The following is a 24733-nucleotide window of genomic DNA, read 5'->3' as shown; positions in this document are numbered from 1 at the left end:
CGGTCAGCGCTTGTCTTCCCTTTGCAGGTCGGACAGAAACTTCTCGTCGTCGCGGCTCAACCACCCGCGCTCGCGTGCCGCCTCGATCAGGTCGGGGCGCTTCCTGCTCGTCGCTTCCAGCGACTGGCGGCGCCGCCAACGCTCGATGTTGGCATGATGCCCGGACAACAGCACGTCGGGCACCGGCTGGCCGTCATAGACTTCCGGCCGAGTATAGTGCGGACAGTCCAGCAAGCCGGACAACCGCTCGTTGAACGAATCCTGCACGGCGGATTCGTCGTCGTTCAGAACGCCGGGCAACAGCCTGACCGCGGCATCCATCATCGCCATCGCGGCGATTTCTCCGCCGGACAGCACGAAGTCCCCCAGCGACACTTCCTGCGTCACCCAGCGGTCGATGAACCGCTGGTCGATGCCTTCGTAGCGCCCGCACACCAGGATGGCCCCCGTTCCGCCGGCCAGTTCGCAAGCCTGGGCCTGGTCGAAACGACGCCCCTGCGGCGACAGCAACACCACCGGCGCCTCGGGCAAGCCGGCCTGCGCACGCTGGTCGCGCGCCGCGCACACGGCTTGCTCCAGAGGCTCGACCCGCATCACCATGCCGGGTCCGCCGCCATAGGGCCTGTCATCCACGGTGCGATGCACGTCCACCGTGAAGTCGCGCGGATTCCAGGCCTGCAACTGCCACCGGCCCTGCGCATGCGCCCGGCCGGTTACGCCCTGCTGGCTGATGGCCTCGAACATCGGGCCGAACAGCGTGATCACGTCGAACCGCAACATCTCGTCCATGGCCCGGGCCCAAGCCCTTTGTTCACGCCCGACGGGTCAGAAACCCTCGGGCCAATCGCTGTCTATGCGCCGGGCGTCGAGATCGACACCACGGATATACGCGTCGACGAAAGGCACCAGGGTCTCGCGCCGCCTGCCGCGCGCATCCAGCAGCGGCTGCGTCGGCTGGCCTGGAGCCACGGGTTCGACGCAGGCCACGTGCAGGATGGCATGCACCCCGTTGTCACTGACTTCCGTCACCGAGCCCAGGACGACCTCCCGGTCCGAGGCATCCTTGCCCGTCAATTCGCAGCCGATCAGGTCCACCCAATAGAACTCGCCTTCGGCAAGCCGGGGGAACTGGCTGCGCGGCACCAGCACCGTCCAACCCTTCCAGGCCAGGGCCTGGTCCCGGTCGGACACGCCGGGGAAGGTGGCCGTCACCACCGCGCCATGGCGCTTGGCGTCGGCCACTTCGACACGGCGCACTTCCGCGCCCTTGCGCAGCCACCATGTACGACTGCCCAACAAGGCCTCGGACTGGGCCGAATACGGCTGGACCTTCAGGCCGCCGCGCACGCCGAAGGCCTCCGCCACATGCCCGACCTCGACGAGATCGGCGGGCAGAGCGGGATCGCTAACGGACCCCGTGGACGCGGCGGACACCACGAAATCAGGCAGCCGGCGCGACCTTGGCGCCGTATTCCTTGACGAGACGGGCCACGGCCGGCGACAGCTGGGCGCCGTTCTTGGTCCAGTGCTCGACGCGGTCGAGCGCGATGCGCAGGCCTTCTTCACCCTCGGAAGCGACGGGGTTGTAGAAACCCACGCGCTCGATGAAGCGGCCATCGCGGCGATTGCGCGAATCGGCAGCAACGAGGTTGTAGAAGGGGCGCTTCTTCGAGCCGCCGCGGGACATACGAATCACCACCATAGGTAATTCCTTGGAAAAAGTTGACTAAGAAAAGCCCTAAAGTATAGCCCGGCCTGCTGGGCCTAGCAAGCAAGGATGCGGTAAAGTCCTTCAAAATCAAGGTCTTCTACGATGGATTCCCACCACATGTCCACATCTTCCGCCGACGATAAATCCCATATCCTTCCGCCGACCCGGAGTTTCCGCCACAAGACCGTGGCGGGACTGCTGGCCGCCGTGCTGGGCTGGGCCGGTGCGCATTGGTGGTACCTGGGCCGCCGGCACGGCTGGATCGTGCTGCTGTTCTCGCTGATCATGATAGGCACGGCGCTGCGCAGCGAAGCGTGGTATTTCCATCCCGCCTTCTTCCTGTTCCTCGTCCCGGCCGTCGCCGGCTTCATCGAAGCCATCGTCCTGTGCCTGACTCCCGACGCCAAGTTCGACGCCAAATACAACCCGGGACAGGCACGGCAGACGCGTACCGGCTGGGGGCCGGTATTGGTGGCCGGCATCACGCTGGCCGTGGGTACCGCCATCCTGATGCTGGGCATCGTGCTGCTGTTCCAGAGCCTGTTCGAGGGCATTCCCGCCTGAACGGGCCCTAGCCGAACAGCGGCATCTGGCCGGTGTCGGCGGGCGGTTCCTTGCCACGCGGCGAGCGGGGCGGCGGCCTGAACAGCCCTGTCTCCAGCTCGATGCGCCGGTCCGCCAGCCCGTGCCGGCGCGCGGCACGCCCGAAGCGCTGCGCGACCAGGTCGGCCCAGATGCCCTGGCCGCGCATGCGGCTGCCGAAGCGCGCGTCGTTGAGCTTGCCGCCGCGCAAGTCCTCCAGGCAGTGCAACACGCGGGCCTTGCGGTCGGGAAAGTGCGCTTCGAGCCAGTCCGAGAACACGTCCTTGACCTCCCAGGGCAGGCGCAGCATGGTGTAGAAAGCCGCCCGCGCACCGGCTTCCTTGGCCGCTTCCAGCACATGCTCGATGTGGTCGTCGGTAATGAAGGGAATGACGGGCGCCAGCGACACGCCGACCGGCACGCCGGCACCGGCCAGCGTCCGCACGGCTTCCAGCCGCTTCCATGGCGCCGCCGCGCGCGGCTCCAGCGTCCGGGCCACGTGTCCGTCCAGCGTACCGATCGATACGTAGACGGCGACCAGCTTCAGTTCCGCCAGCCTGGCCAGCAGATCGACGTCGCGCGCAACCAGTCCCCCCTTGGTGACCAGTGACACGGGATGCCGGGTTTCCAGCAGCAGTTCCAGCAGCCCCCGGGTCAGTTTCCACTGGCGCTCGATGGGCTGGTAGGCGTCGGTGGCCGAGCCGATGTTGATGACGTCCACCCGGTAGCCCGGGCGGCCCAGTTCGGCCCGGAGCGCCTCGACCGCGTTGGCCTTGGCGACGAGCCGGGTTTCGAAGTCCAGGCCGGGCGACCATCCCAGGTAGGCATGCGTGGGCCGCGCGAAGCAATACACGCAGCCGTGCTCGCAGCCGCGATAGGGATTGATGGCGCGGTCGAAGGGGATGTCCGGAGAGTCGTTGCGGGACAGGATCTTGCGCGCGCGCTCGATGGCGACCTCGGTCCGCAGCGGGGGCGGCTCTTCTTCCGGAGCGGCCCAGCCGTCGTCCACGGCGTCGCGCCGGTCGCCCTCGAACCGGTGCCTGACGTTGAGCACGGCACCGCGCCCGCGCTGCGGGACGGGAGGCGCCTGGGGATAGCCGTCTTGCGGCGAGTCATCGTGTTCCACACGCAATACTGTATATCCATACAGTATTGCGCACAATTGGCCCCCCTGGTCTTTCAGCAAAAAATATTTTCCATAAAAATATATAATTTCTATAATTAATTAGAAATTCTCGGGACACCCCATGGACCACACCCCGCTCTTCGCTCAACCTCCCCTGCCCTTTCCCGCCGCGCAGCGCTACGAAGACACGGTGCTGGAATGGGCCCGCGACCTGGATGCGGGCATCTTGCGCGCCCGTGACCTGGCCTATGGACCCGATCCGCAGCAACGCTACGACGTGTTCGCCGCCGCCGGCATGCGCGGCGCGCCGGTGCTGGTGTTCTGGCACGGCGGTGGCTGGACCAACGGCTACAAGGAGTATGTGCACTTCATGGCCGAGGCGGTGGTCCGGCGGGGACTGGTGTTCGTCGCGCCCACCTACCGGCTGGCGCCCCGGCACCGCCTGCCCGCCGCGTTCGACGACGCGGCCCTGCTGCTGGGCGAACTGCGGCGGACCGTGGGCCGGTGGGGAGGCGATGGCCGGAATCTCTACCTGTCGGGGCACTCGGCCGGCGGCGGCACCGCCGCGATGGCCGCCCTGCGCAAGCGGGCCCTGGAGCGAGCGGGCGTGCCGCCCGGCGACATCCGCGGCTGCCTGCCCATCAGCGGCGTCATGGACCTGCACCATCCCTGCCCCGAACCCGACAGCCTGGAGGAGCGGGTGTATACCACCCTGCTGGAACAGCCGTGCGAGGACGCGCTCATGAGCGCCATCAGCTGGACCGCCGGCAATCTCGTGCCGATGAAGGCCAGTTATGGGGAGCGGGACAGCGCACGCGTGATCGGCGCCAATACGCGCATGTACGAACTGCTGAAGCACCAGCCGGCCGACGCCGGGCTGCACGCCTGGGAAGGCCTCGATCACTTCGACACACATCTGATGCTGGCCGACCCTGGCCATGCCTGGTATGGACACCTGGAGGCCCTGGTGGCGCGGACCAGCCGCTAGGATCGTTCACGCCAAAAGGCGCCTCGCGCAGGCCCCAGGCTACTCGGCGAAGCGCTCGCCCAGCACCTGCGCCGTACGCATCAGATGGCTGCGCAGCAGCTCGCAGGCCAGGCCGGCGTTGCGGGCCAGGGCCGCTTCCATCAATTGCGCGTGTTCACTCATCACGTCGTCCTCGAGCTGTTGCGCCGAGGATGTGTAGGCCAGCCGGATCCGGCGATAACGCTCGGAATGATCGATCAATTGCTCGTCGATGCGCATCAGCCACCTCGACCGCGCCGCGGCCAGCAGCGCGGCGTGGAACCCGCGATGGGCAGCTTCCCACAGTTCCACCGCCACGAGATCGTTGGGATCCTGGGGCAGGCGCGCCCGCGTCAGCTTGTAGTAGGCGGCCGTGATGCCGGCCCCCCAGTCGTCGTCGCCGTGTTCGATCGCATCCTGAAGCAGCAGCGTCTCGATCGAGGTGCGCGCGTGCATCAGGTCGATCATGTCGTCCCTGGACAAGGGCGATACGCTGAAGCCGCGCTGGCCGTCATTGCTGACCAGGCCTTCGCCGGACAACTGCATGAGGGCTTCGCGTATGGGGCTGATGCCCAGCTCGTAGCGCTGCTGCAAGGCCTGCAGTCTGAGCTTCTGGCCGGGAGCCAGCGCGCCGGCGATCACGTCGGCGCGCAGGTGCTGGTACGCCCGCTCGGACATGGTTTCCGAAGCCGCCTTGGGGGCGGGCGTTTCCGCTGATCGCATGAGGGTAGCGCTCCGACGACGGTTGAATATATACAAAATCCGTTATTCATAAATTTTAGCCGATGAGCTTGTTTCATTGGTGGCTCATCCAATGCCAGGGTTTATCCTTAAATTCATACGAGAAAAAATAATTTATTTTTTTTTAAATTAATATATTTTACTAACTTAGTATAAATTTCCGCGGAACCTACAGGGAAAGCCATGACCGATCTCGCAAGACGCACCACGCTCGCCGCCTTCGCCGCGGCGGTTTCCCTGGCGGCGCTGTCCGCCCCCGCCGCGGCGGCCGGCTATCCCGACAAGCCGGTGAAAATCATCGTCGCCTACCCCGCGGGCGGCGACACCGACGTGCTGGCCCGCTGGATAGGCGAAAAGCTCAGCGCCAGATGGGGCCACCCCGTCGTGGTCGAGAACCGCAGCGGCGCGGCCGGCTCGATAGGCAGCGCCTACGTCGCCCGGTCCGCCGCCGACGGCTACACGCTGCTGCTGGCGCCCAACACGCTGGCCATCGTGCCCCATGTCCTCAAGCCCGGTACCGGCGCCGACTACAGCGTCCAGGCCGACTTCACGCCCATCGCCGAGATCGGCACGCAGTCGCTGTTCCTGGCGAGTTCCCAGCAATCCGGCGTGAAGTCGGTCAAGGACGTGGTGGCGGGAGTGAAGGCGGGCACGCTGCAAAGCTATGCCAGCCCCGGCGCGGGGTCGCCCATGCACATACTGGCCGAGCTGTTCGACAAGGCGGCGGGTACCCGGATCAACCAGATCCCGTATCGCGGCAGCGCTCCGGCCATCGTCGACCTGGTGGGCGGACAGGTTCCGCTGATGTACACCACCCTCGGCCCCATTACCTCGTATGTCGCCAACGGCAAGCTGCACCTGCTGGCCGTGGCGGACCCGCAGCGCTCGCCCTTCGCGCCCGACGTCCCCACCTTCGCCGAACTGGGCTACAAGAACGTCGAGGTCGGCGCCTGGCAGGCCATGCTGGGGCCGCGGGGGCTGCCGGCCGAGGTCGTGCAGAAGCTGAACGCGGCGGTGAACGAGATCATCAAGATGCCGGACATCGTTTCCCGGGCGGCGGTGATGGGGCTCACGCCCACGGGCGGCACGCCCGATGCGCTGGCCCGGCGCATCGCCGCCGACGACACGCGCTACGCCCGCATCATCAAGGAATTCGGCATCCAGGCCAACTGAGCGATGAAGGAACAGAACATGCACGACGCACCTCCCGCCGGCAAGGAAATCGCCTACGTCACCGGCGGCGCCTCGGGCATCGGCTACACCGGGTCCAGGCGGCGGCAGGAGAACTGTCGGCGCTCGGGCTGGACGCGCAAGGCTACGTGGCCGACGTGCGCGACCGCGAGGCCTTGGCCGGCATCATGGACGGCGAAGGCCGGGTCGACGTGGTCGTCTGCGCGGCGGGCGTCTACACCCCCCGCCAGTTCGACGAAATCTCCGACGAGGACTTCCGGCGCACCGTCGATGTCAACCTGCTGGGCGTGTTCGTGCCCGCGCAGGAAGGCGCGCGCCGCATGCGGCCCGGCGGCCGCATCGTGACGGTGTCGTCGCGGGGCGCGCTGGGCGGCTACGGCTTCGCCGACTACGTCGCATCCAAGGCCGGGGTGATCGGCCTGACCCGGGCCATGGCGCTGGAACTGCGTCCGCGCCGCATCGCGGTCAACTCGATCGCGCCCGGTTTCACCGATACCCCGATGACCCGCACCATGCCGCCCGACCAGTACGCGAAGGCCGTCGCGCTGGAGCCCGGCGGGCACCGGCGACGCCGGACGACATCGCCGTCGCCATCGAGTTCTTCGCCTCGCCCGCGACGAAGTTCATCACCGGTCAGACCCTGTTCGTGGACGGCGGCAAATCGCTGGGTGGCCTGGGCATCTGATATCCGGGCCGGCGGTTTACACTTCCCGCCATGAGTTCCCTATTGCTGACGCCGGAACAGCGGCAGATCGTCTCTCAAGCCGGCCAGTTCCTGCTGATCGACGCCGTGGCCGGCTCGGGCAAGACCACGACCCTGGCCCAATGCGTGGCCCATCGCGAGCGCCAGGGCACGCCGGCCGACGGCATCCTGGCGCTGGTGTTCACCGAGGCCGCCCGGCAGGTCTTTCTCCAGCGCCTGGCGCAGGCCGGTGCGTCGCGCTCGATCCGGGTCGCCACCTATGCGGAGTTCGCGCGGGGGCTGCTGGCCGATTGGCAGGCGCAAGGCCTGATCGACGGCGCCGAGGATTACCTTCCCGATGCCGAAGCCATGCGGCCCTGCGTATTCGAGGCCATCGAGGAAGCGGCGGCCGACCCGCAGGCGGACCGGGAATACGGCTATGACCTGAACAACCTGCACGCCGAGGTCATCATCAACCAGTTGTCCCGGCTCAAGGGCACGCTGGCCTTTGCCCGCTTCGCGGACGCATCGGACGCGGAACTGGCCGAAGAACTCGACCTGCCGCGCGGACTGCTGTCCATCTGCCGCACCTACGAACGGCTGCGCCGGATCGACGCCGGTCATTTCGCCTTCCAGAGCGAACACGATCTCGTCACCGACGTGCTGGCCATTGCCGACGAGTTGGGCGAGATCGTGTCCCTGCCCTGCCCCGCGCTGGTCGTGGCGGACGAATGGCACGACGCCAACGCGGCCCAGATCAGCCTGCTGCGCAAGCTGACCGGCCCTCGCACCCGCATCATCGCCGCCGGAGACAAGGAGCAGGTCGTCCATTCGTGGAACGGCGCCGACCCCCGCTACATGGGCGAGGCCTTCGAGCATCTCTTTCCCGGCACGCGGCGCCTGCCGCTGACCAGCTCGTTCCGCTGCGGCCCGACGCTGGGCGCCTGCGCGCAGGCCCTGACGGCCCAGGTCTTCCAGTCCGGACGATCCGAAGACACCGAAGTCGACATCGTGCGCTACGGCACGGGACCGGAAGACGATTGCTGCAGCCGGGTGGCGGATGCGCTCGCTGCCCTGCTCGAATCGGGCGCCGCGCGCAGCCTGGGCGATTGCGCCGTGGTGCTGCGCGACGCGCACCAGAGCATTGCCCTGGAGAACGCGCTGATCGCGCGTGACCTGCCCTATGCCACGGACGGCTGCCAAAGCTATTTCGATCGCATCGAGATCCTGATGCTGCGCGGCATCCTGCACATCGCGCGGCTGTCGATGGCGCCGGTGCGCGACCGTGGTGAAGTCAAGGCCATCCTGCGTGCGCTGGGCCTGTTCGCCGGCCTGGACTACACGGAAAGCGAATGGGCGGATGCCGAGCGCACCATCGCCACCGACCCCGAGACCATCCGCTATTTCTACAGCGGCCGGCTCAGCCGTACCGCGGACGCGCAGGAAACGGTGGATCCCGCCACTCGCCGCTGGCGCGCCCGTTTCGCCGAAGTCTGCGACCATCTCATCGCCCGGGCGCCCTCGCTGTCGGCCGGCGAATTGCTGACCCACGCGGCGGCGGAACTGCAACTGGCCGACGTCACGCGCCGCCTGTTCGTGCACAGGCTGGACGCCCAGGCCGTCGCCCGCTCCATCGACGGCTTCATTTCCTATGCAGACGCCACGGGGCTGGATGCCACCGGCCTGCTGGAGCACTTGCACCAGGCCCAGCGCCGCAGCGGCGCGCTCAAGAAGAACCGGCAGCCGCTGGTCCTGACCACCGCCCGCGCCGCCAAGGGCAAGGAATGGCGCTTCGTGCACATGCCCTTCATCGCCGACGGCGAGTTCCCGCAGGCGCACGCCGACCCGGCCGAGGAACGCCGGCTGTTCTACGTCGCCATGACGCGGACCAGCGAAAAGCTGTTCCTGTACACCCCGCAAGGCCACGACAGTCATTTCATACGCGCGCTCGACCTGCCCGCGGCCCGCGCGGCCGCGCGCACCCGGCCTGCCGCTGCCGCCGCACCGGCCACGCCGCCCCGCGTCTACCTGGACGTTCCTTACGGAGAAAAGGATGCGGCCAAGCAACTGGGCGCGCAGTGGGACAACGTGCAGCGGAAATGGTGGATCTCGCCGGCCATGCCTCGCCGGCTCTTCGCCAAATGGCTGAGCGCCGACGACGGCCAGGGCCGGCCGTGAAACCCTGTTCCGATTCGGGCATCGTCGTCCGCGGCCTGATGCTGCTGGCGGCGCTGCTCTGCCTGGCCCTGGGCATCGTCGGCATCTTCGTGCCGGGCCTGCCGACCACGGTCTTCGTCCTGCTGGCGGCCTGGTTCGCGGCCCGTGGATCGCCCCGCCTGCTGGCCTGGCTGGAACGCCACCCGATCTTCGGCGCCATGATCCGCAACTGGCGCACGGACCGCTCCGTCAGCCGCCGGGCCAAATGGAGCGCCACCATCACCATGGCCCTGTGCGCCGCCATCCTCTTCATCGCCCCCGTGCCGCGCTGGGCCGCCGGACTGTCCACCGCCATCATGCTGACGGTGGCCATATGGCTATGGATGAGACCCGAGCCACACTGCTAGGGAACCCACCCCCTACGCCCTTCGGGCGCCCCCTCAAGGGGGCGGCGCTGGCGGACCGGCAGAGCCGGATCCGCGGCGCCCTGGGATACCAATCAGTGCGCGGAGAGAGATGTCAGCCGGATCAAGCCGGCCGCGGCCGTCTGGTGCGTGGCTTCGTCGATCAGGATGAATGCCCCGGTGGCCGCGATGTCGTCGTAGGCGTCCAGCGCCAGCGCATCGCGGGTGGCGATTTCCACGCGGCCGATGTCGTTCATCGCGAACGGCGTGTCGGCCGCCGGGACCTCGCCAAGCTCGTGGATGTCGCGCCGCGCCAGCACCGACTTGATCTTGGCCGAGGTCAGGCGAGTACCGTGCTTGAGCAGGTATTTGCGCGCGGGATTCAGGGCCTGGGTATCCAGCCAGCAGATCTCGGCCTGGAACTGCCGCGCCACGGCCGCCGGCGCCGACGCATGCACCAGCACATCGCCACGCGACACGTCCACGTCCTCGTCCAGCACGACGGTGACGGAATCGCCGGCGACGGCGGCCTCCACCTCCCCGCCGTGGACGACCAGCGACTTCACCGTCGCCGCCACGCCCGAGGGCTGGACCAGCACGCGGTCGCCCACGGCCAGCGTGCCGCTGGCGACCTGTCCCATGTAGCCACGGAAATCGTCGGCCCGGTCGCCGCCATGGCGCGCGACCAGTTGCACCGGGAAGCGCAGGGCCTTGCCGGAAGCGTCCGTGCGCACATCCAGCGCCTCGAGCAGTTCGAGCAGCGCCGGCCCCTGGTACCAGGGCGTACGTCCGGACTTGCCGACGACGTTGTCGCCGGTCAGGGCCGACAGCGGCAGGACGTGGAAGCCGGCGATGCCCAGCTTCGCGGCCAGCGCCGCATAGGCCTCGCGGATGCGCTCGAACACCTCGCGGCTCCACTCGACCAGGTCCATCTTGTTGACCGCCACCACGATGTGGCGGATGCCCAGCAAGTGCGCCAGGGTACTGTGGCGCTTGGTCTGCGTCAGCAGTTGGCCATCCGCCGCCCGGGTCGCGTCGATCAGGATGATCGCGACGTCTGCCGTGGATGCGCCGGTCACCATGTTGCGCGTGTACTGCTCGTGCCCGGGGGCGTCGGCGATGATGAACTTGCGCACCGGCGTCGAGAAATAGCGGTACGCCACGTCGATCGTGATGCCCTGCTCGCGCTCGGCTTCCAGGCCGTCGGTCAGCAGCGACAGGTCGATGGTGTCGCCCACCGTGCGCTTGTACTTGGCGCGCGAGATCGCGTCGAGCTGGTCGGCGAAGATGCCCTTGCTGTCGTACAGCAGCCGGCCGATCAGCGTCGACTTCCCATCGTCCACCGAACCGGCGGTGATCAGGCGCAGCACGCCCTTGTCGGCGGCGGAAAAGAATGCGGAATCGGTCATGGCGTTCATCAGAAATATCCTTCCTTCTTGCGGCGCTCCATCGAGGCTTCCGAGGTCTGGTCGTCCATGCGGGTGGCGCCGCGCTCGGTGATGTCCGTCACCGCCGTCTCGGCGATGATGGCCAGCGGATCCGCGGCCTCGGAGGCCACCGGGCAGGTGCACGAAATGTCGCCCACCGTACGAAAACGCACCGTCAGGTTCTCGACCGATTCGCCCTCTTGTGGCGGCGTGAGCGGCGTCACCGGCACCAGCAGGCCCTTGCGCCGCACCACGTCCCGCTGGTGCGCGTAGTAGATCGACGGCAGCGCGAGGTTCTCGCGCGCGATGTACTGCCACACGTCCAGCTCGGTCCAGTTCGAAATGGGAAACACGCGCATGTTCTCGCCGGCGTGGACCCGCGTGTTGTACAGGTTCCAGACCTCGGGGCGCTGGGCCTTGGGATTCCATTGGCCGAACTCGTCGCGGAACGAGAAGATGCGTTCCTTGGCGCGCGCCTTTTCCTCGTCCCGGCGGGCGCCGCCTATGCAGGCGTCGAAGCCGAATTCCTCGATCGCCTCCAGCAGCGTGACGGCCTGCGCGGCGTTGCGCGAATCGGTCTCCTTGCGCAGCACGACCGAACCGCGCGCGATGGAATCCTCGACGCTGCGCACGATCAGTTGCTCGCCCAGCTCGGCGGCGCGGGCATCGCGAAAGGCGATGACCTCGTCGAAGTTGTGGCCGGTATCGATGTGCATCAGCGGGAACGGGAACTTGCCGGGCCGGAAGGCCTTCTCCGCCAGCCTGAGCAGCACGCATGAATCCTTGCCGCCGGAAAACAGCAGCACGGGCCGGGCGCACTCGGCCGCGACTTCGCGCATGATGAAGATGGCTTCGGATTCCAGCCAGTCGAGATGGCTGCGCGTGGTGTTCAGGATAGCGGGCATGATTCAGCCTGATTGCTTGGTTGTGACGACGGAGACCGGGATGGCCGACAGGTTGCCGGCGTGCAGTCCGCACTCCTTGGAGTCGGACGATTCCCACCACCAGCGACCCGCGCGCAGGTCCTCGCCGGGCCGGATGGCGCGGGTACAGGGTTCGCAGCCGATCGAGGGATAACCCCGGTCGTGCAGCGGGTTGTAGGGAATGTCCAGCGCGCGGATGGCGGCCCAGACTTCCTCCTGGGTCCACAGCGCGAGCGGGTTGTACTTGTGCAGCCCGAACACGGGATCGGGTTCGTCCAGCGGCAGTTCACCGCGGGTCACCGCCTGTTCGCGCCGCTGCCCCGTGATCCAGGCGCTGCGGCCCGCCAGCACGCGCCGCAGCGGCTCGACCTTGCGGATCTCGCAGCAGGCCTTGCGCAGCTCGACGCTTTCGTAGAAGGCGTTCAGGCCATGGGTGGAAACGTAGCGCTCGACGGCGGCCGGATCGGGCCGCACGACACCGATGCCGCGGCCGTAGCGCCCCGCGATGCGGTCGACCATCGCGACGGTCTCGGCGTTGAGCCTGCCGGTGTCCAGCGTGAAGATCTCGATGGCCAACCCGCCATCCAGGATGGCATGGGTCAACAGCATGTCCTCGGCGGCCAGCGACGAGGCCAGCGCCACGTCGGCATGCGCGCGGGCGATGCCGCCCAGCCGGTCGACCAGTTCGGACCAGCGTTGCGACGGGAAGGAAGAAGTGGTCACGGCGGCCATGGCTCAGGTAAGAAAGACTTGCGCGTTGCGCGGCTTGACGACCAGCGCCTCGCCGCCCTTCAGGTCGAGCTGGCGGAAGACCTCGGCGGGCAGTTCCACCTCGACCGGCTGGTCCGACCCCTGGCGGGTGAGTTCCAGGTAGGCGCTGGGCCCCGACAGGTAGGCGCGGTTGAACGTGGTGACCAGGCCGATGTCGCCATCGCTGTAGCGCTGCACGTCGAATTCGTGCGGCCGGATGTAGGCCGTGGCCTTGGCATGCTGGGCGTCGGCCAGGTCCGGCGTGGGAATGGTCAGCCCGTCCGCGTGCAGCACGCCGGCATGGGCCTGCCCGTGGAACTGGTTGACGTCCCCCAGGAAACCATAGACGAAAGGCGTGGCGGGCCGTTCCCAGACCTCGGTGGGCGTGCCCACCTGCTCGATGCGGCCCGCGTTCATCAGGACCACCCGGTCGGCCACCTCCAGCGCCTCTTCCTGGTCGTGGGTGACGAACACGCTGGCCACGTGCAGTTCATCGTGCAGGCGTCGCAGCCAGCGGCGCAGTTCCTTGCGCACCTTGGCGTCCAGCGCGCCGAACGGCTCGTCCAGCAGCAGCACCCGCGGCTCGACGGCCAGCGCCCGCGCCAGCGCGATACGCTGGCGCTGCCCGCCCGACAGCTGCGAGGGATAGCGGTCGGCCAGCCAGTCCAGCTGGACCAGGTTCAGCAACTGGTGGACCTTGTCCTTGATCTGCGCCTCGGACGGGCGTTGCCCGCGCGGCTTGACGCGCAGGCCGAAGGCGACGTTCTCGAACACGGTCATGTGGCGGAACAGCGCGTAGTGCTGGAACACGAAGCCGACCTGGCGTTCGCGCACGTGCACGTCGGTGGCGTCTTCACCCGAGAAATAGACGCTGCCCTCGTCGGGCGTCTCGAGCCCGGCGATGATGCGCAGCAGGGTCGTCTTGCCGCAGCCCGACGGCCCGAGCAGCGCGACCAGCTCGCCCGACTCGATGTGCAGGGACACATCCTTGAGGGCATGGAAGTTTCCGAAACGCTTGGAGAGATGACGAACTTCGATACTCATGTCTTTTACCTTCCCGGGACGGTCAGCCGGCCACCTTCAGTTGCAACGGCGCGGCGCCTGGAAATTCGGAGGGGAGCGCCTGGTCCTTGAGTTGCCGGCCGCCGCGCCACTCGACCACGCTCTTGAGGACCAGCGTGACCAGGGCCAGCAGCGCGAGCACCGAGGCAACCGCGAACGAGGCTTGATAGGCATATTCGTTGTAGAGGATTTCCACGTGCAACGGAATGGTGTTGGTCAGGCCGCGGACATGGCCCGACACCACCGATACCGCGCCGAATTCTCCCATGGCCCGGGCGTTACACAGAATCACCCCGTACAAGAGGCCCCATTTGATGTTGGGCAGCGTCACGCGGCGGAACATCTGCCAGCCGGAGGCGCCCAGGGTAAGCGCCGCCTGTTCTTCCTCGCTGCCCTGGGCCTGCATGAGCGGAATCAGCTCGCGGGCGACGAACGGGAAAGTCACGAACAGCGTGGCCAGCACCACGCCGGGAACGGCGTAGACCACCTTCAGGTCGTAGGCCTTGAGCAGCGGTCCCAGCCAGCCGTGCGAGCCGAACAGCAGCACATAGATCAATCCCGCGACCACCGGCGAGACCGAGAACGGCAGGTCGATCAGCGTGACCAGCGCCTGCTTGCCGCGGAACTGGAACTTGGTGATGGCCCAGGCCGCCGCCACGCCCAGCGCCAGGTTCAGCGGCACGGCGATGGCCGCCACCAGCAGCGTCAGCCGGATCGCGGCCAGCGCGTCGGGCTCGACCAGGGATTGCGCATACAGCTCCCAGCCCTTCTTCAGCGCCTCGGAGAACACCACCGCCAGCGGCAGCAGCAGGAACAGCGCGAGAAAGCCCAGCGACACCACGAGCAGCAGGCGCCGCACCCAGGCGGGTTCATCGAGGTGGACGGGCCGGATGGAGTTGCTCATAGGTTCTTCCCCAGGCCGCGCCGCGCCTGCCACCATTGCAGCAGGTTGATGAACAGCAGCAGCACGAAGGACAGCAGCAACATGACCAGGGCGATCGAGGCCGCGCCGGCATAGTCGTACTGTTCGAGCTTGGTGATGATGAGCAGCGGCGTGATCTCGGACACCATGGGCATGTTGCCGGCGATGAAGACCACCGAGCCGTACTCGCCCACGGCCCGCGCGAAGGCCAGCGCGAAGCCGGTCAGCAAGGCCGGCAGGATCGTGGGCAGGAGGACCTTCAGGAAGGTCTGCAGGCGGCTGGCGCCCAGGCTGGCCGCGGCCTCCTCCAGTTCGCGCTCGGCGTCCTCCAGCACCGGCTGCACCGTCCGGACCACGAACGGCAGACCGATGAAGATCAGCGCCACGACCACGCCCAGCGGCGTATAGGCCACCTTGATGCCCAGCGGCTCCAGCCAGCGGCCCATCCATCCGTTCGAGGCATACAGCGCGGTCAGGGCGATGCCCGCCACCGCGGTCGGCAGCGCGAACGGCAGGTCCACCAGCGCGTCGACGATCTTCTTGCCCGGGAACTCGTAGCGCACCAGCGTCCAGGCCACGGCCAGCCCGGCCACCAGGTTGACCAGCGCCGCCAGCAGCGCGGCGCCGAAAGTCAGCCGGTACGATGCCAGCACGCGGGGCGCGGTTACCGCCGTCCAGAACGTCTCCCAGTCCAGGGTCGCGCTCTTGAAGAACAGCGTGGACAGCGGGATCAGCACGATCAGGCTCAGGTAGAACACGGTGAAGCCCATGCTCAGCCCGAACCCGGGCAGCACGCCGAAGCGCCGCGCCCGCCCGGGCCTGGCCAGCGGCGGGTGCAGGATGCCGAGAGTGGAAATGGAGGCCTTCAACGCTTGCCCGGCTGGTAGAGCTGATCGAACGTGCCGCCATCCTCGAAGTGGGTCTTCTGGGCCTTCTGCCAGCCGCCGAAGACGTCATCGATCGTGATCAGGTTGACCTTGGGGAACGCCGAGGCGTACTTGGCGGCCACCTCGGGATTGCGGGGACGGTAGTAGTTCCTGGCGATGATCTCCTGCGCGTCCTTGGTGTACAGGTACTCCAGGTAGGCCTGCGCGGCCTGGCGCGTGCCTTTCTTGTCGACGTTCTTGTCGACCACGGCCACGGGCGGCTCGCACAGGATGGACAGCGAGGGCGCGACGATGTCGAACTTGTCCGGCCCCAGTTCCTTCAGCGACAACAGCGCCTCGTTCTCCCAGGCCAGCAGCACGTCGCCCTGGCCGCGTTCGACGAAGGTCGTGGTGGCGCCGCGCGCGCCGCTGTCGAGCACCGGCACGTGCTTGAACAGCTCGGCGATGAACTCGCGCGCCTTGGCCTCGCTGCCGCCCGGCTGCTTCAGGGCATAGGCCCAGGCCGCCAGGTAGTTCCAGCGCGCGCCGCCCGAGGTCTTGGGATTGGGCGTGATGACCGAGACGCCGGGCTTGATCAGGTCGCCCCAGTCCTTGATGCCCTTCGGGTTGCCTTTGCGCACCAGGAACACGATGGTCGAGGTATACGGCGAGCTGTTCTGCGGCAGCCGCTTCTGCCAATCGGCGGGCAGCAGGTTGCCGCGCGCGTGCAGGGCATCGATGTCATAAGCCAGGGCCAGCGTGACCACGTCGGCGTCCAGGCCGTCGATGACCGAGCGCGCCTGCGCACCGGAACCGCCATGCGACTGGCGGATGGTCAGGTCCACGCCGGCCTTTTTCTTGTATTCGGCCGCGAACGCCTTGTCCAGATCCTTGTACAGCTCGCGCGTCGGATCATAGGAAACGTTCAGCAGGGTCTGCTTCTGCTGTGCCGCAACAGGCGACACGGCGGCCGCCATGGCCAGCACGGCGACACCCAGGGTCCTTCCCAGCAATCCGGCCATCCGAGGCTCCATTCCATCTTTTCGAGGAATGCATGGTCGGTCACAAGCCCCATGCTTGGGAACGACATCTTGGATGGTTACTTATTTCCGACCGGTATAAACCCGCCCCGGCACAGAACAAATACGCCGTTATGCCCGGACGCGCATTAGATCATTTTCAAATTTTCGTTCTGATTTTTTTGTTTGCGACGCAACATGGCTGATCGCCGCCGGCCTCCGTCGCGCCGGCCCGAGCAGGAGAACCACCTTGAATTTCCAGCAACTGCGCTCCGTCCGCGAAGCCCTGCGCCGCAATTTCAACCTGACCGAGGTTGCCAACACCCTGTACACCTCGCAGCCGGGCGTCAGCCGCCAGATACGCGAGCTGGAGGATGAACTGGGTACGACGATCTTCGAGCGCGCCGGCAAGCGCCTGACCGGGCTGACCGAGCCGGGCAAGGAAATCGTCACGATCATCGAACGCCTGCTGCTCGAACAGGAGAACCTCAAGCGCGCGGCCCAGGAATTCAGCGCCCGCGACCAGGGCCGGCTGACCATCGCAACGACCCATACGCAGGCCCGCTACGCGCTGCCGGTGGTCGTGCAGGCGTTCCGGCGCAATTTTCCCCAGGTCCACCTGAACCTGCAGCAGGGCTCGCCCCTGCACATCGCCGAATGGGTGGCCAGCGGCCAGGCCGACATCGGCATCGCCACCGAAGGGCTGCAGGCCGACGGCAGGTTGTCGACCTTCGCCGGCTACCGGTGGAACCACGTCATCGTCGCGCCGCCAGGGCATCCCATCCTGGCGCGCGAGCGGCCCACGGTCGAGGAACTGGCCCGGCATCCTCTGATCACCTACGACACGGGCCTGACCGGCCGCTCGCACATCGACGAGGCCTTCTCGCGCGCCTCGATCGTGCCGGACATCGTGCTGACGGCGATGGACGCCGACGTGATCAAGACCTATGTATCGGCGGGCCTGGGCATAGGCATCATCGCCGCCATGGCCTACGACAGCGAGGAAGACACCAAGCTGCGGTCGCTGGCGGCCGACCATCTGTTCGCCTCGAACATGACGCGCCTGGCCGTGCGCCGCGGCGCCTATCTTCGCAATTTCGCGATCGCCTTCATCGAGATGTTCGCGCCGCACCTGGATCGCGACACGATCACCGCGCAGCAGGACGAGGACACGGCGGCGGCCCGCCAGCCTGAACCGGCCGGAGCCTGATCAGTTCAAGGTGCCGCCCTTGCCGCCGGCGCTGAAGCGGCCGGCGCCGATCAGCGCGATGACCAGGCCGCCGCAAAGGTAGAGTCCCTGGAGCTCCAGCGTCCAGGCCCCGTTCTTGGCCACGGTGAATACCTGGTTGGAGTGGGCGAGCGCGATGGCCACGACCATGTTGATGGCGACCAGCAGGCCGCCGAGCCGGCTGTACAGGCCCACGAGCAGCAGGATGGGCGCGACGATCTCGCCCACGTAGACGAAATAGGCGAGGAAGGCGGGCAACCCGTGCGAGGCGACGAGCCCCTTCACGAAGCCGATGCCGCCGATGACCTTCGGAATGCCATGCATGAGCATGAGCACCCCTACGACCACGCGCAGCAGGAGTTTTCCGAGATCGTCGGCGGTCTGGAGCATGGGAGTCCTGTCGAAAGGAAACGAAGGCCCGCATTACAGCACATGTGCGTGACACGGGCACTTCTTCCGCCGCGGACTTACTCCTTGTTGGGCTGGGGCGTGGTGCGCAGGTAGGGCCGCACCACCTTGTAGCCCTTGGGAAACTTCTGCTTGAGTACCTCGGGATCCTGCAGCGAGGGCACGATGATGACGTCTTCGCCGTCCTTCCAGTTCACCGGCGTCGCGACGCTGTAGTTGTCGGTAAGCTGCAGCGAGTCGATCACGCGCAGGATCTCGTCGAAGTTGCGCCCCGTGCTGGCGGGATAGGTGATGATGAGCCTGACCTTCTTGGCCGGGTCGATCACGAAGACCGAGCGCACCGTGGCGGTGGCGCTGGCATTCGGGTGGATCATGTCGTAGAGCGTGGACACCTTGCGGTCGGCATCGGCCAGGATGGGGAAATCCACCCGGGTGTTCTGCGTATCGTTGATGTCGCCGATCCACTGCTGATGGGAATCGACCGGATCGACCGACAGCGCCAGCACCTTCACATTGCGCTTGGCGAACTCTTGCGCGAGCTTGGCGGTATAGCCCAGTTCGGTCGTGCAGACCGGCGTGAAGTCCGCCGGGTGCGAGAACAGCACGCCCCAGCTGTCGCCGAGGTAGTCGTAGAAATGAATACGTCCCTTGGAGGAATCCTGTTCGAAATCGGGAGCGGTGTCGCCCAGACGCAATGCGGTCATGTCGGTCTCCTACGTTTTCAAATGAAGCATTCTGGCGTTCCGCCGGGGAAGCGGGAACAAATGTTTGCACATAACCATATAGCTTTCCACCATAAAGGAAAGCCGGATACTTATTTTTTCATATAAGGGCGTTACCCGGCGCGGCGTACCGCCAACGAAGCTGCGGTAATTAACAAACGCAAAATTCTTCGTTCCCAGTAATGAACGGGGACGCCATCATGCGCTCATGCGACTGCAACCCTTGATCGTCCCAGGTTGGAACAACTCCGGGCCCGGCCACTGGCAGAGCCTGTGGGAGGCCTGTCTGCCGCGCGCGGTGCGCGTGCAGCAGGCCGACTGGGCCTCGCCCGACCTGCATGACTGGACCGCGACCCTGGCCGCCGCCATCGAAGCGGCGCAGCGCCCGCCGCTGTTGATCGCCCACAGCCTGGGCTGCATCACGATATGCCACCTGCCGCTGCGGGTGCGCGAGAAAGTGGCGGGCGCCCTGCTGGTAGCGCCCGCCGACGTCGAGCGGCCGAACGCCCCGGCGCGGCTGCGCTCGTTCTGCCCGGTGCCGATGCAGACGCTGCCCTTCCAGAGCGTGGTGGTCGCCAGCACCAACGATCCGTATTGCTCGCTGGATCGGGCCCGCGAATTCGCCGAGGCCTGGGGCAGCCGCTTCGAGCAGCTCGACGATGCCGGCCACATCAATGCCGAATCGGGGTACGGCGCGTGGCCCCAGGGGCTCAAACTGCTGGCTGCCCTGCGGCGCAGGTCGCACTGGCGCATCCCGGTCGCCCCCTGCCGTACGCCTCCGCTGCCGCCGTCCCTGGCGCCCGGCCATCACCGCCCATCCCCCTGAGCGGCGCCGGCCAGGCCGGCCTCAGAACGCGTCGACCGGCATGGCCAGCGTGCTCGCTCCCCCCTGCAGGATCTCGCGGCGCAGCGCCTCGACCCGCGGCAGCAGGTGAGCGCAATAGAACCGTGCTCCCGCCAGCTTGGCCGGATAGAAGCTGTCGACGTCGCCCTTGCCGATACGGCGCCGGCAGGCCAGCGCGGCGCGCGCCATCTGCCACCCGCCGTGCGTGAGCCCGGCCAGCATCAGGTAGGGCACGCTGCCCGCGTAGACCTCGCGCACGTCGTCGCGATAGCGTTCGACCACGAAACGGACCACTTCCTCGTAGGCCTGGATGGCGTCGGCCAGTTGTCCGCGCAAGGCCGACAGTTCCTGGTCGCCGTCCAGCTCGGCCAGCGTCTCGCGCATGTGGCCGATGATGGCGGCGGCCACCGCGCCGCCGTCGCGCGCGGTCTTGCGTCCCACCAGGTCGTTGGCCTGGATCGCGGTGGTGCCTTCGTAGATCGACAGGATGCGGGCATCGCGGTAGTACTGGGCAGCGCCCGTCTCCTCGATGAAGCCCATGCCGCCATGCACCTGTATGCCCAGCGACGCCACCTCCACCGCCATCTCGGTCGAGAAACCCTTGACGATGGGCACCATGTATTCGTAGAAGGCCTGGTTGCGCGCGCGCACCTGGGCATCGGGATGCCGGTGCGCGAAATCGTGCGCCCCGGCGGCCACGTAGGCCACGGCGCGGGCGGCCTCGGTCAGCGTGCGCATGGTCAACAGCATCCGGCGCACGTCCGGATGATGGACGATGGCCACGGGCCCGGCCGAACCCTCGACCGCCCGGCTCTGCACGCGGTCCTTGGCATAGGCCACGGCATGCTGGCTGGCGCGCTCGGCCACCGCGATACCCTGCAAGCCGACGGCGAAACGCGCGGCGTTCATCATGATGAACATGGTTTCCAGGCCGCGGTTGGGCTCGCCCACCAGATAGCCGATGGCGCCCGGGCCGACCTCGCCCTTGTCCTCGCCATACAGCAGCACGGCCGTGGGGCTGGCCTTGATGCCCAGCTTGTGTTCGATCGAGGCGCACCACACGTCGTTGCGCTTGCCCAGCGACCCGTCATCGTTCACCAGGAACTTGGGCACGATGAACAGCGACAGGCCCTTGACGCCCTCGGGCGCGTCCGCCAGCCGGGCCAGCACCATGTGCACGATGTTGCGTGCCATGTCGTGCTCGCCGTAGGTGATGAAGATCTTCTGCCCGTGCAGCCGATAGCTGCCGTCGGGCTGCGCGACGGCGCGCGTGCGCACCAGCGACAGGTCCGATCCGGCCTGCGGCTCGGTCAGGTTCATGGTTCCGGTCCAGGAACCGTCGATCATCGAAGGAATGAAGCGCCGCTTCTGCTCCTCGGTCCCGGCCGTCAGCAGCACCTCGATGGCGCCATCGGTCAGCAAGGGGCACAGCGCGAAGGACAGGCAGGCGGCGTTCAGGTTTTCCATGCAGGGGGTGGCGACGACCTTGGGCAGGCCTTGCCCGCCGAAGTCCACCGGATGCTGCAAGCCCTGCCAGCCCCCTTCGACGAAACTGCGGAATGCCTGGGCGAACCCCGGCGATGCGGTGACGGCGCCGTCGCGCCAGGTGGGCGGCTGCAGATCGCCGTCGCGGTTGAGCGGCGCGATCGCGTCCTGGAGCAGGCGCGCGTTCTCGTCCAGGATCGCATCGACGACTTCCTGGCCGGCTTCCTCGCCACCGGGTAATTGATGAACCTTGTCCAGGCCGGCCAATTCGTTCAGCACGAATCGGATATCCCGCAATGGAGCCACGTAAGCCATGCAAACCTCCGGTCAGTTGGGCACCGAGGGCCGCGCGGCGGCAAGACCGGCGGCCCGGCCCTGTTCGGGTGCGCCGCCGCAGCCCAAGGGCGCGGCGGCGTTCGCGCCTACAGCGCTTTCGTGAGCTCGGGCACGGCGGTGAACAGATCCGCCACCAGCCCGTAGTCGGCCACGCCGAAGATCGGCGCCTCGGCGTCCTTGTTGATCGCCACGATCACCTTCGAATCCTTCATGCCGGCCAGGTGCTGGATCGCGCCGGAGATGCCCACCGCCACGTACAACTGCGGCGCGACGATCTTGCCGGTCTGGCCTACCTGCCAGTCGTTGGGGGCATAGCCCGCGTCGACCGCGGCGCGCGACGCGCCCATGGCCGCGCCCAGCTTGTCCGCCAGCGGTTCGAGCAGCTTGAAGTTCTCGGCGCTGCCCATCCCGCGTCCGCCCGAGACCACGGCCTTGGCCGCCGTCAGTTCGGGACGGTCACTCTTGGCAACCTCGCGCCCCACGAACGAGGACTTGCCGCCGTCGCCCACCGCGGACAGGCTTTCCACCGGCGCCGAACCGCCCGTGGCCGCGGCCGCGTCGAAGGCCGTCGTGCGCACGGTGATCACCTTGACGGCGTCGGCCGACTGCACCGTGGCGATCGCGTTGCCCGCGTAGATCGGACGCTCGAACGTATCGGCCGAATCGATGCCGATGATGTCGGAGATCTGCGCCACGTCCAGCTTGGCCGCCACGCGCGGCGCCACGTTCTTGCCGTACGCCGTGGCCGGGAACAGGATGTGGCTGTAGCCCTGGGCCACCGCCAGCACCTGCGCCGCCACGTTCTCGGCCAGGCCATCGGCCAGCGCGGGGCCGTCGGCCGACAGCACCTTGGCCACGCCCGCCACCTGCGAGGCCGCCTGCGCCGCTCCGCCCACACCCGCGCCCGCGACCAGCACGTGCACGTCGCCACCCAGGCGCTGCGCCGCCGTGATCGTGTTCAGCGTCGCCGCGCGCAGATGCGCATTGTCATGTTCCGCTACGACCAGTATCGCCATCTTCACACCACCTTCGCTTCATTCTTGAGTTTGCCCACCAGCTCGGCCACGTCCGCCACCTTCACCCCGGCCTTGCGCGCCGGCGGCTCGGCCACCTTCAGCGTCTTGAGGCGCGGCGTCACGTCCACGCCCAGGTCTTCCGGCTTGACGGTCTCCAGCGGCTTCTTCTTGGCCTTCATGATGTTGGGCAGCGTCACGTAGCGCGGCTCGTTCAACCGCAGGTCCGTGGTCACGATGGCCGGCAGCGACAGCGCCACCGTCTCCAGGCCGCCGTCCACTTCGCGCGTCACCGTCGCCTTGCCGTCGGCCACCTCGACCTTGCTCGCGAAGGTCGCCTGCGGCCAATCCAGCAGCGCGGCCAGCATCTGGCCCGTCTGATTCGCATCGTCGTCGATCGCCTGCTTGCCCAGGATGACCAGCTGCGGCTGCTCCTTGTCGACCAGCGCCTTCAGCAGCTTGGCCACGGCCAGCGGCTGCAGCTCCTGCTGCGTCTCGACCAGGATGGCGCGGTCGGCGCCGATGGCCATCGCCGTGCGCAGCGTCTCCTGGCACTGCGCGACGCCGCAAGACACGGCCAGGATCTCGCTGGCCACGCCCTTTTCCTTCAGGCGCGTCGCCTCTTCCACGGCGATTTCGTCGAACGGGTTCATCGACATCTTCACGTTCGCGATGTCCACGCCGGTCTGGTCCGACTTCACCCGGACCTTCACGTTGTAGTCCACCACTCGCTTGACTGGCACTAACACCTTCATCGTTTGCAACCTCGTTGTAGATAAGCCGGCTACGCCTGGGTAACGGGCACGCACACGGCACGGTCGCCGCGCCACAGGGAAACCTGTCGATTATAGGTAATCGACATGCCCCTCTCGCGGGCCTGGAATACGGGTAAATACGGACGACGAGCGCGCATGGGGGCTCAGATCCCCGCCAGCGCGCGTATGTGGGCGGTGGCGCTGCGCCCCAGCGCCGACAGGTTGTAGCCGCCTTCCAGGCAACTGACGACCCGCGCGCCGTGGCGCTGGGCCAGCGCCACCAGCTGCTCGGTGATCCAGGCGAAATCCGACTCGACCAGCCCCATGCTGCCCAGATCGTCCTCGCGGTGCGCATCGAAGCCCGCCGACACCAGCACGAGCTGGGGCCGGAACCGCTCCAGCCTGGGCAGCCACCGGGCCGCGACCAGTTCGCGTATCGCCGCGCCTTCGGTATAGGCGGGCACGGGTTCGTTCAGCATGTTGTCGGCCCAGGGCGCGGTACCGCTGAACGGATAGAACGGATGCTGGAAGAAACCGCACATCAGCACGCGTTCGTCGCCGGCCAGCGCCGCCTCGGTGCCGTTGCCGTGATGCACGTCGAAATCCACGACCGCCACGCGCGTCAAACCGTGGCGCGCGATGGCATGGCGCGCGGCGATCGCCACATTGCTCAGGAAGCAGAATCCCATGGCCTGGTCGGGGCACGCATGGTGGCCGGGCGGCCGCACCGCGCAGAACGCCGACTCGCCCTCTCCCGCCAGCACGGCATCGACGGCCGCGATCGCGGCGCCGGCCGCGTGCAGCGCCGCCGCGTAGGTGTGGGGGTTCATGCAGGTGTCGGGGTCGAGCTCGACGTAGCCGTGCACGGGCGAGCGCTCGACCAGTGATTCCAGGTACTCGGAGGTATGCACGCGCAGCAGCGCGTCCTGCGTGGCCTGCGGCGCCTCGCGCTCGACCAGGTGGACCGCCACGCCCGAGGCAAGCAACTGGTCGGAGATCGCGTCCAGCCGCGCCGGGCACTCGGGGTGCCCTTCGCCCATCTCGTGCTGCCGGCACGCCGGATGCGTGAAGTAAAGCGTAGCCATGGCCTCCATTATGCGCCCGACTTGCATCGCGGCCGAACAGCCGGCAGCATCACGCTATCGATATCGCTTTTCCGGAAATCTTACGCGTGAATTCGACACCCCGCTTTCCGACCGGGTCGCGCAGCGGCCCGATCGTCGCCGGTCTTGCCGCGCTGGCCCTGTGGGGCTGCGCCTCGCCCCCGCCCCCCGCCGCCGCCCCCATGCAGGGCGTGCCGCCCTCCCCTGGCATGCAGGCCGCTCCGGGCTCCGGCCCGGCCCCGCAGCCCGTGGCGCCCGCGCCCCCCGCGC

26 protein-coding genes and 2 pseudogenes are annotated in these 24733 nt (G+C 67.5%); 10 read left to right on the top strand and 18 right to left on the bottom strand.

Translation table 11 applies throughout. The features are described from left to right. Window positions 1–3 precede the first annotated feature (3 nt). Genes trmD through rpsP form a run of 3 tightly spaced genes read right to left on the bottom strand, consistent with a single transcriptional unit; the run spans window position 4 to window position 1702 of the window. Window positions 4–777, bottom strand: a complete 774-nt coding sequence (trmD, locus tag CDO46_RS23375; RefSeq protein ID WP_087841053.1) for a tRNA (guanosine(37)-N1)-methyltransferase TrmD — start codon at window positions 775–777, stop codon at window positions 4–6. Between the two features lie 48 nt (window positions 778–825). After that, on the bottom strand, window positions 826–1434 hold the full coding sequence (gene rimM / locus CDO46_RS23370; protein WP_087841052.1) for a ribosome maturation factor RimM: 609 nt from the start codon (window positions 1432–1434) through the stop codon (window positions 826–828). 7 nt (window positions 1435–1441) lie between these two features. Then, on the bottom strand, window positions 1442–1702 hold the full coding sequence (gene rpsP, locus CDO46_RS23365; protein ID WP_087840999.1) for a 30S ribosomal protein S16: 261 nt from the start codon (window positions 1700–1702) through the stop codon (window positions 1442–1444). 126 nt (window positions 1703–1828) lie between these two features. Here rpsP and CDO46_RS23360 point away from each other — a divergent pair, with 126 nt between their 5' ends. Beyond that, complete coding sequence (locus tag CDO46_RS23360) at window positions 1829–2275, top strand: TM2 domain-containing protein (protein ID WP_243724625.1); 447 nt, start codon at window positions 1829–1831, stop codon at window positions 2273–2275. A gap of 7 nt (window positions 2276–2282) precedes the next feature. Here CDO46_RS23360 and CDO46_RS23355 read toward each other — a convergent pair whose 3' ends face one another. Next, window positions 2283–3419: a PA0069 family radical SAM protein gene (locus CDO46_RS23355; RefSeq protein WP_243724624.1), complete on the bottom strand. Its 1137-nt coding sequence runs from the start codon at window positions 3417–3419 to the stop codon at window positions 2283–2285. Between the two features lie 121 nt (window positions 3420–3540). Here CDO46_RS23355 and CDO46_RS23350 point away from each other — a divergent pair, with 121 nt between their 5' ends. Beyond that, the gene (locus CDO46_RS23350; RefSeq protein ID WP_087840997.1) at window positions 3541–4407 is read left to right on the top strand and encodes an alpha/beta hydrolase; all 867 of its coding nucleotides are present in this window, start codon (window positions 3541–3543) and stop codon (window positions 4405–4407) included. Window positions 4408–4446: 39 nt separating this feature from the next. Here the strand turns inward: CDO46_RS23350 and CDO46_RS23345 are convergent, their stop codons facing one another. Further along, window positions 4447–5148 carry a GntR family transcriptional regulator gene (locus tag CDO46_RS23345; RefSeq protein WP_087840996.1) on the bottom strand — a complete coding sequence of 234 codons (702 nt, stop codon included), beginning with the start codon at window positions 5146–5148 and terminating at the stop codon, window positions 4447–4449. A 201-nt stretch (window positions 5149–5349) separates the two neighbouring features. Here CDO46_RS23345 and CDO46_RS23340 point away from each other — a divergent pair, with 201 nt between their 5' ends. From CDO46_RS23340 to CDO46_RS23325, 5 genes and pseudogenes are all read left to right on the top strand, one after another. Further along, window positions 5350–6339 (top strand): tripartite tricarboxylate transporter substrate binding protein, encoded by a 990-nt coding sequence (locus tag CDO46_RS23340; protein ID WP_087840995.1) that lies wholly within the window; start codon window positions 5350–5352, stop codon window positions 6337–6339. Next, window positions 6318–6884 (top strand): annotated as a pseudogene (locus tag CDO46_RS23335) (SDR family NAD(P)-dependent oxidoreductase); the annotation flags it as partial. The gene CDO46_RS23340 and the pseudogene CDO46_RS23335, both read left to right, overlap by 22 nt. A 53-nt stretch (window positions 6885–6937) precedes the next feature. Then, complete coding sequence (locus CDO46_RS28840) at window positions 6938–7042, top strand: hypothetical protein (RefSeq protein WP_132980422.1); 105 nt, start codon at window positions 6938–6940, stop codon at window positions 7040–7042. Window positions 7043–7072: 30 nt separating this feature from the next. After that, on the top strand, window positions 7073–9217 hold the full coding sequence (locus tag CDO46_RS23330) for an ATP-dependent helicase (RefSeq protein WP_087840994.1): 2145 nt from the start codon (window positions 7073–7075) through the stop codon (window positions 9215–9217). Further along, window positions 9214–9603, top strand: coding sequence for a YbaN family protein (locus tag CDO46_RS23325; RefSeq protein WP_369597225.1), 390 nt, complete (start codon window positions 9214–9216; stop codon window positions 9601–9603). Before CDO46_RS23330 ends, CDO46_RS23325 begins: the two co-directional genes overlap by 4 nt. 92 nt (window positions 9604–9695) lie before the next feature. Here the strand turns inward: CDO46_RS23325 and CDO46_RS23320 are convergent, their stop codons facing one another. Genes CDO46_RS23320 through CDO46_RS23290 form a run of 7 tightly spaced genes read right to left on the bottom strand, consistent with a single transcriptional unit; the run spans window position 9696 to window position 16527 of the window. Then, a complete protein-coding gene (locus CDO46_RS23320) occupies window positions 9696–11018 on the bottom strand; it encodes a sulfate adenylyltransferase subunit 1 (protein ID WP_087840992.1) in 1323 nt (440 codons plus the stop codon). Further along, the gene (gene cysD, locus CDO46_RS23315; protein WP_087840991.1) at window positions 11018–11932 is read right to left on the bottom strand and encodes a sulfate adenylyltransferase subunit CysD; all 915 of its coding nucleotides are present in this window, start codon (window positions 11930–11932) and stop codon (window positions 11018–11020) included. The genes CDO46_RS23320 and cysD overlap by 1 nt, the downstream gene beginning before the upstream one ends. Before the next feature lie 3 nt (window positions 11933–11935). Beyond that, window positions 11936–12673, bottom strand: a complete 738-nt coding sequence (locus tag CDO46_RS23310) for a phosphoadenylyl-sulfate reductase (RefSeq protein WP_243724623.1) — start codon at window positions 12671–12673, stop codon at window positions 11936–11938. Window positions 12674–12685: 12 nt separating this feature from the next. Continuing rightward, window positions 12686–13744 carry a sulfate/molybdate ABC transporter ATP-binding protein gene (locus tag CDO46_RS23305; RefSeq protein WP_087840989.1) on the bottom strand — a complete coding sequence of 353 codons (1059 nt, stop codon included), beginning with the start codon at window positions 13742–13744 and terminating at the stop codon, window positions 12686–12688. Window positions 13745–13766: 22 nt separating this feature from the next. Further along, window positions 13767–14666, bottom strand: a complete 900-nt coding sequence (cysW, locus tag CDO46_RS23300; RefSeq protein ID WP_087840988.1) for a sulfate ABC transporter permease subunit CysW — start codon at window positions 14664–14666, stop codon at window positions 13767–13769. After that, window positions 14663–15526, bottom strand: a complete 864-nt coding sequence (gene cysT / locus CDO46_RS23295) for a sulfate ABC transporter permease subunit CysT (protein ID WP_243724632.1) — start codon at window positions 15524–15526, stop codon at window positions 14663–14665. Before cysT ends, cysW begins: the two co-directional genes overlap by 4 nt. Window positions 15527–15549: 23 nt before the next feature. Beyond that, window positions 15550–16527, bottom strand: a complete 978-nt coding sequence (locus CDO46_RS23290) for a sulfate ABC transporter substrate-binding protein (protein ID WP_243724631.1) — start codon at window positions 16525–16527, stop codon at window positions 15550–15552. A 292-nt stretch (window positions 16528–16819) separates the two neighbouring features. Here CDO46_RS23290 and CDO46_RS23285 point away from each other — a divergent pair, with 292 nt between their 5' ends. Next, on the top strand, window positions 16820–17779 hold the full coding sequence (locus tag CDO46_RS23285; protein WP_087840986.1) for a CysB family HTH-type transcriptional regulator: 960 nt from the start codon (window positions 16820–16822) through the stop codon (window positions 17777–17779). Here the strand turns inward: CDO46_RS23285 and CDO46_RS23280 are convergent, their stop codons facing one another. Beyond that, entirely contained in the window at window positions 17780–18187 is a 408-nt protein-coding gene (locus CDO46_RS23280) for a DoxX family protein (RefSeq protein ID WP_087840985.1), read from the bottom strand. Between the two features lie 77 nt (window positions 18188–18264). Next, a complete protein-coding gene (locus CDO46_RS23275) occupies window positions 18265–18909 on the bottom strand; it encodes a peroxiredoxin (RefSeq protein WP_087840984.1) in 645 nt (214 codons plus the stop codon). A 226-nt stretch (window positions 18910–19135) separates the two neighbouring features. On the opposite strand from CDO46_RS23275, the gene CDO46_RS23270 reads away from it, so the two are divergent. Further along, a complete protein-coding gene (locus CDO46_RS23270) occupies window positions 19136–19753 on the top strand; it encodes an alpha/beta hydrolase (protein ID WP_087840983.1) in 618 nt (205 codons plus the stop codon). Window positions 19754–19774: 21 nt separating this feature from the next. On the opposite strand, the gene CDO46_RS23265 is transcribed toward CDO46_RS23270, so the two are convergent. The 4 genes from CDO46_RS23265 to CDO46_RS23250 all read right to left on the bottom strand — a co-directional run bounded on the left by CDO46_RS23265 (window position 19775) and on the right by CDO46_RS23250 (window position 24445). Further along, window positions 19775–21571, bottom strand: coding sequence for an acyl-CoA dehydrogenase (locus CDO46_RS23265; RefSeq protein ID WP_087840982.1), 1797 nt, complete (start codon window positions 21569–21571; stop codon window positions 19775–19777). Between the two features lie 107 nt (window positions 21572–21678). After that, window positions 21679–22608: an electron transfer flavoprotein subunit alpha/FixB family protein gene (locus CDO46_RS23260; protein WP_087840981.1), complete on the bottom strand. Its 930-nt coding sequence runs from the start codon at window positions 22606–22608 to the stop codon at window positions 21679–21681. 2 nt (window positions 22609–22610) lie between these two features. Continuing rightward, window positions 22611–23360 (bottom strand): electron transfer flavoprotein subunit beta/FixA family protein, encoded by a 750-nt coding sequence (locus tag CDO46_RS23255; protein ID WP_087840980.1) that lies wholly within the window; start codon window positions 23358–23360, stop codon window positions 22611–22613. A gap of 164 nt (window positions 23361–23524) precedes the next feature. After that, entirely contained in the window at window positions 23525–24445 is a 921-nt protein-coding gene (locus CDO46_RS23250; RefSeq protein WP_087841048.1) for a histone deacetylase family protein, read from the bottom strand. A gap of 86 nt (window positions 24446–24531) precedes the next feature. Here CDO46_RS23250 and CDO46_RS28165 point away from each other — a divergent pair. After that, window positions 24532–24733: pseudogene (locus CDO46_RS28165) on the top strand (hypothetical protein); the annotation flags it as partial.

Origin of the sequence: Pigmentiphaga sp. NML030171, from assembly GCF_002188635.1 — a bacterium.
GTDB classification, from domain to species: Bacteria; Pseudomonadota; Gammaproteobacteria; order Burkholderiales; family Burkholderiaceae_B; genus Pigmentiphaga; species Pigmentiphaga daeguensis.
Note: the sequence above shows the minus strand (reverse complement) of the source record. Positions and strands in the feature narration are given on the sequence as shown.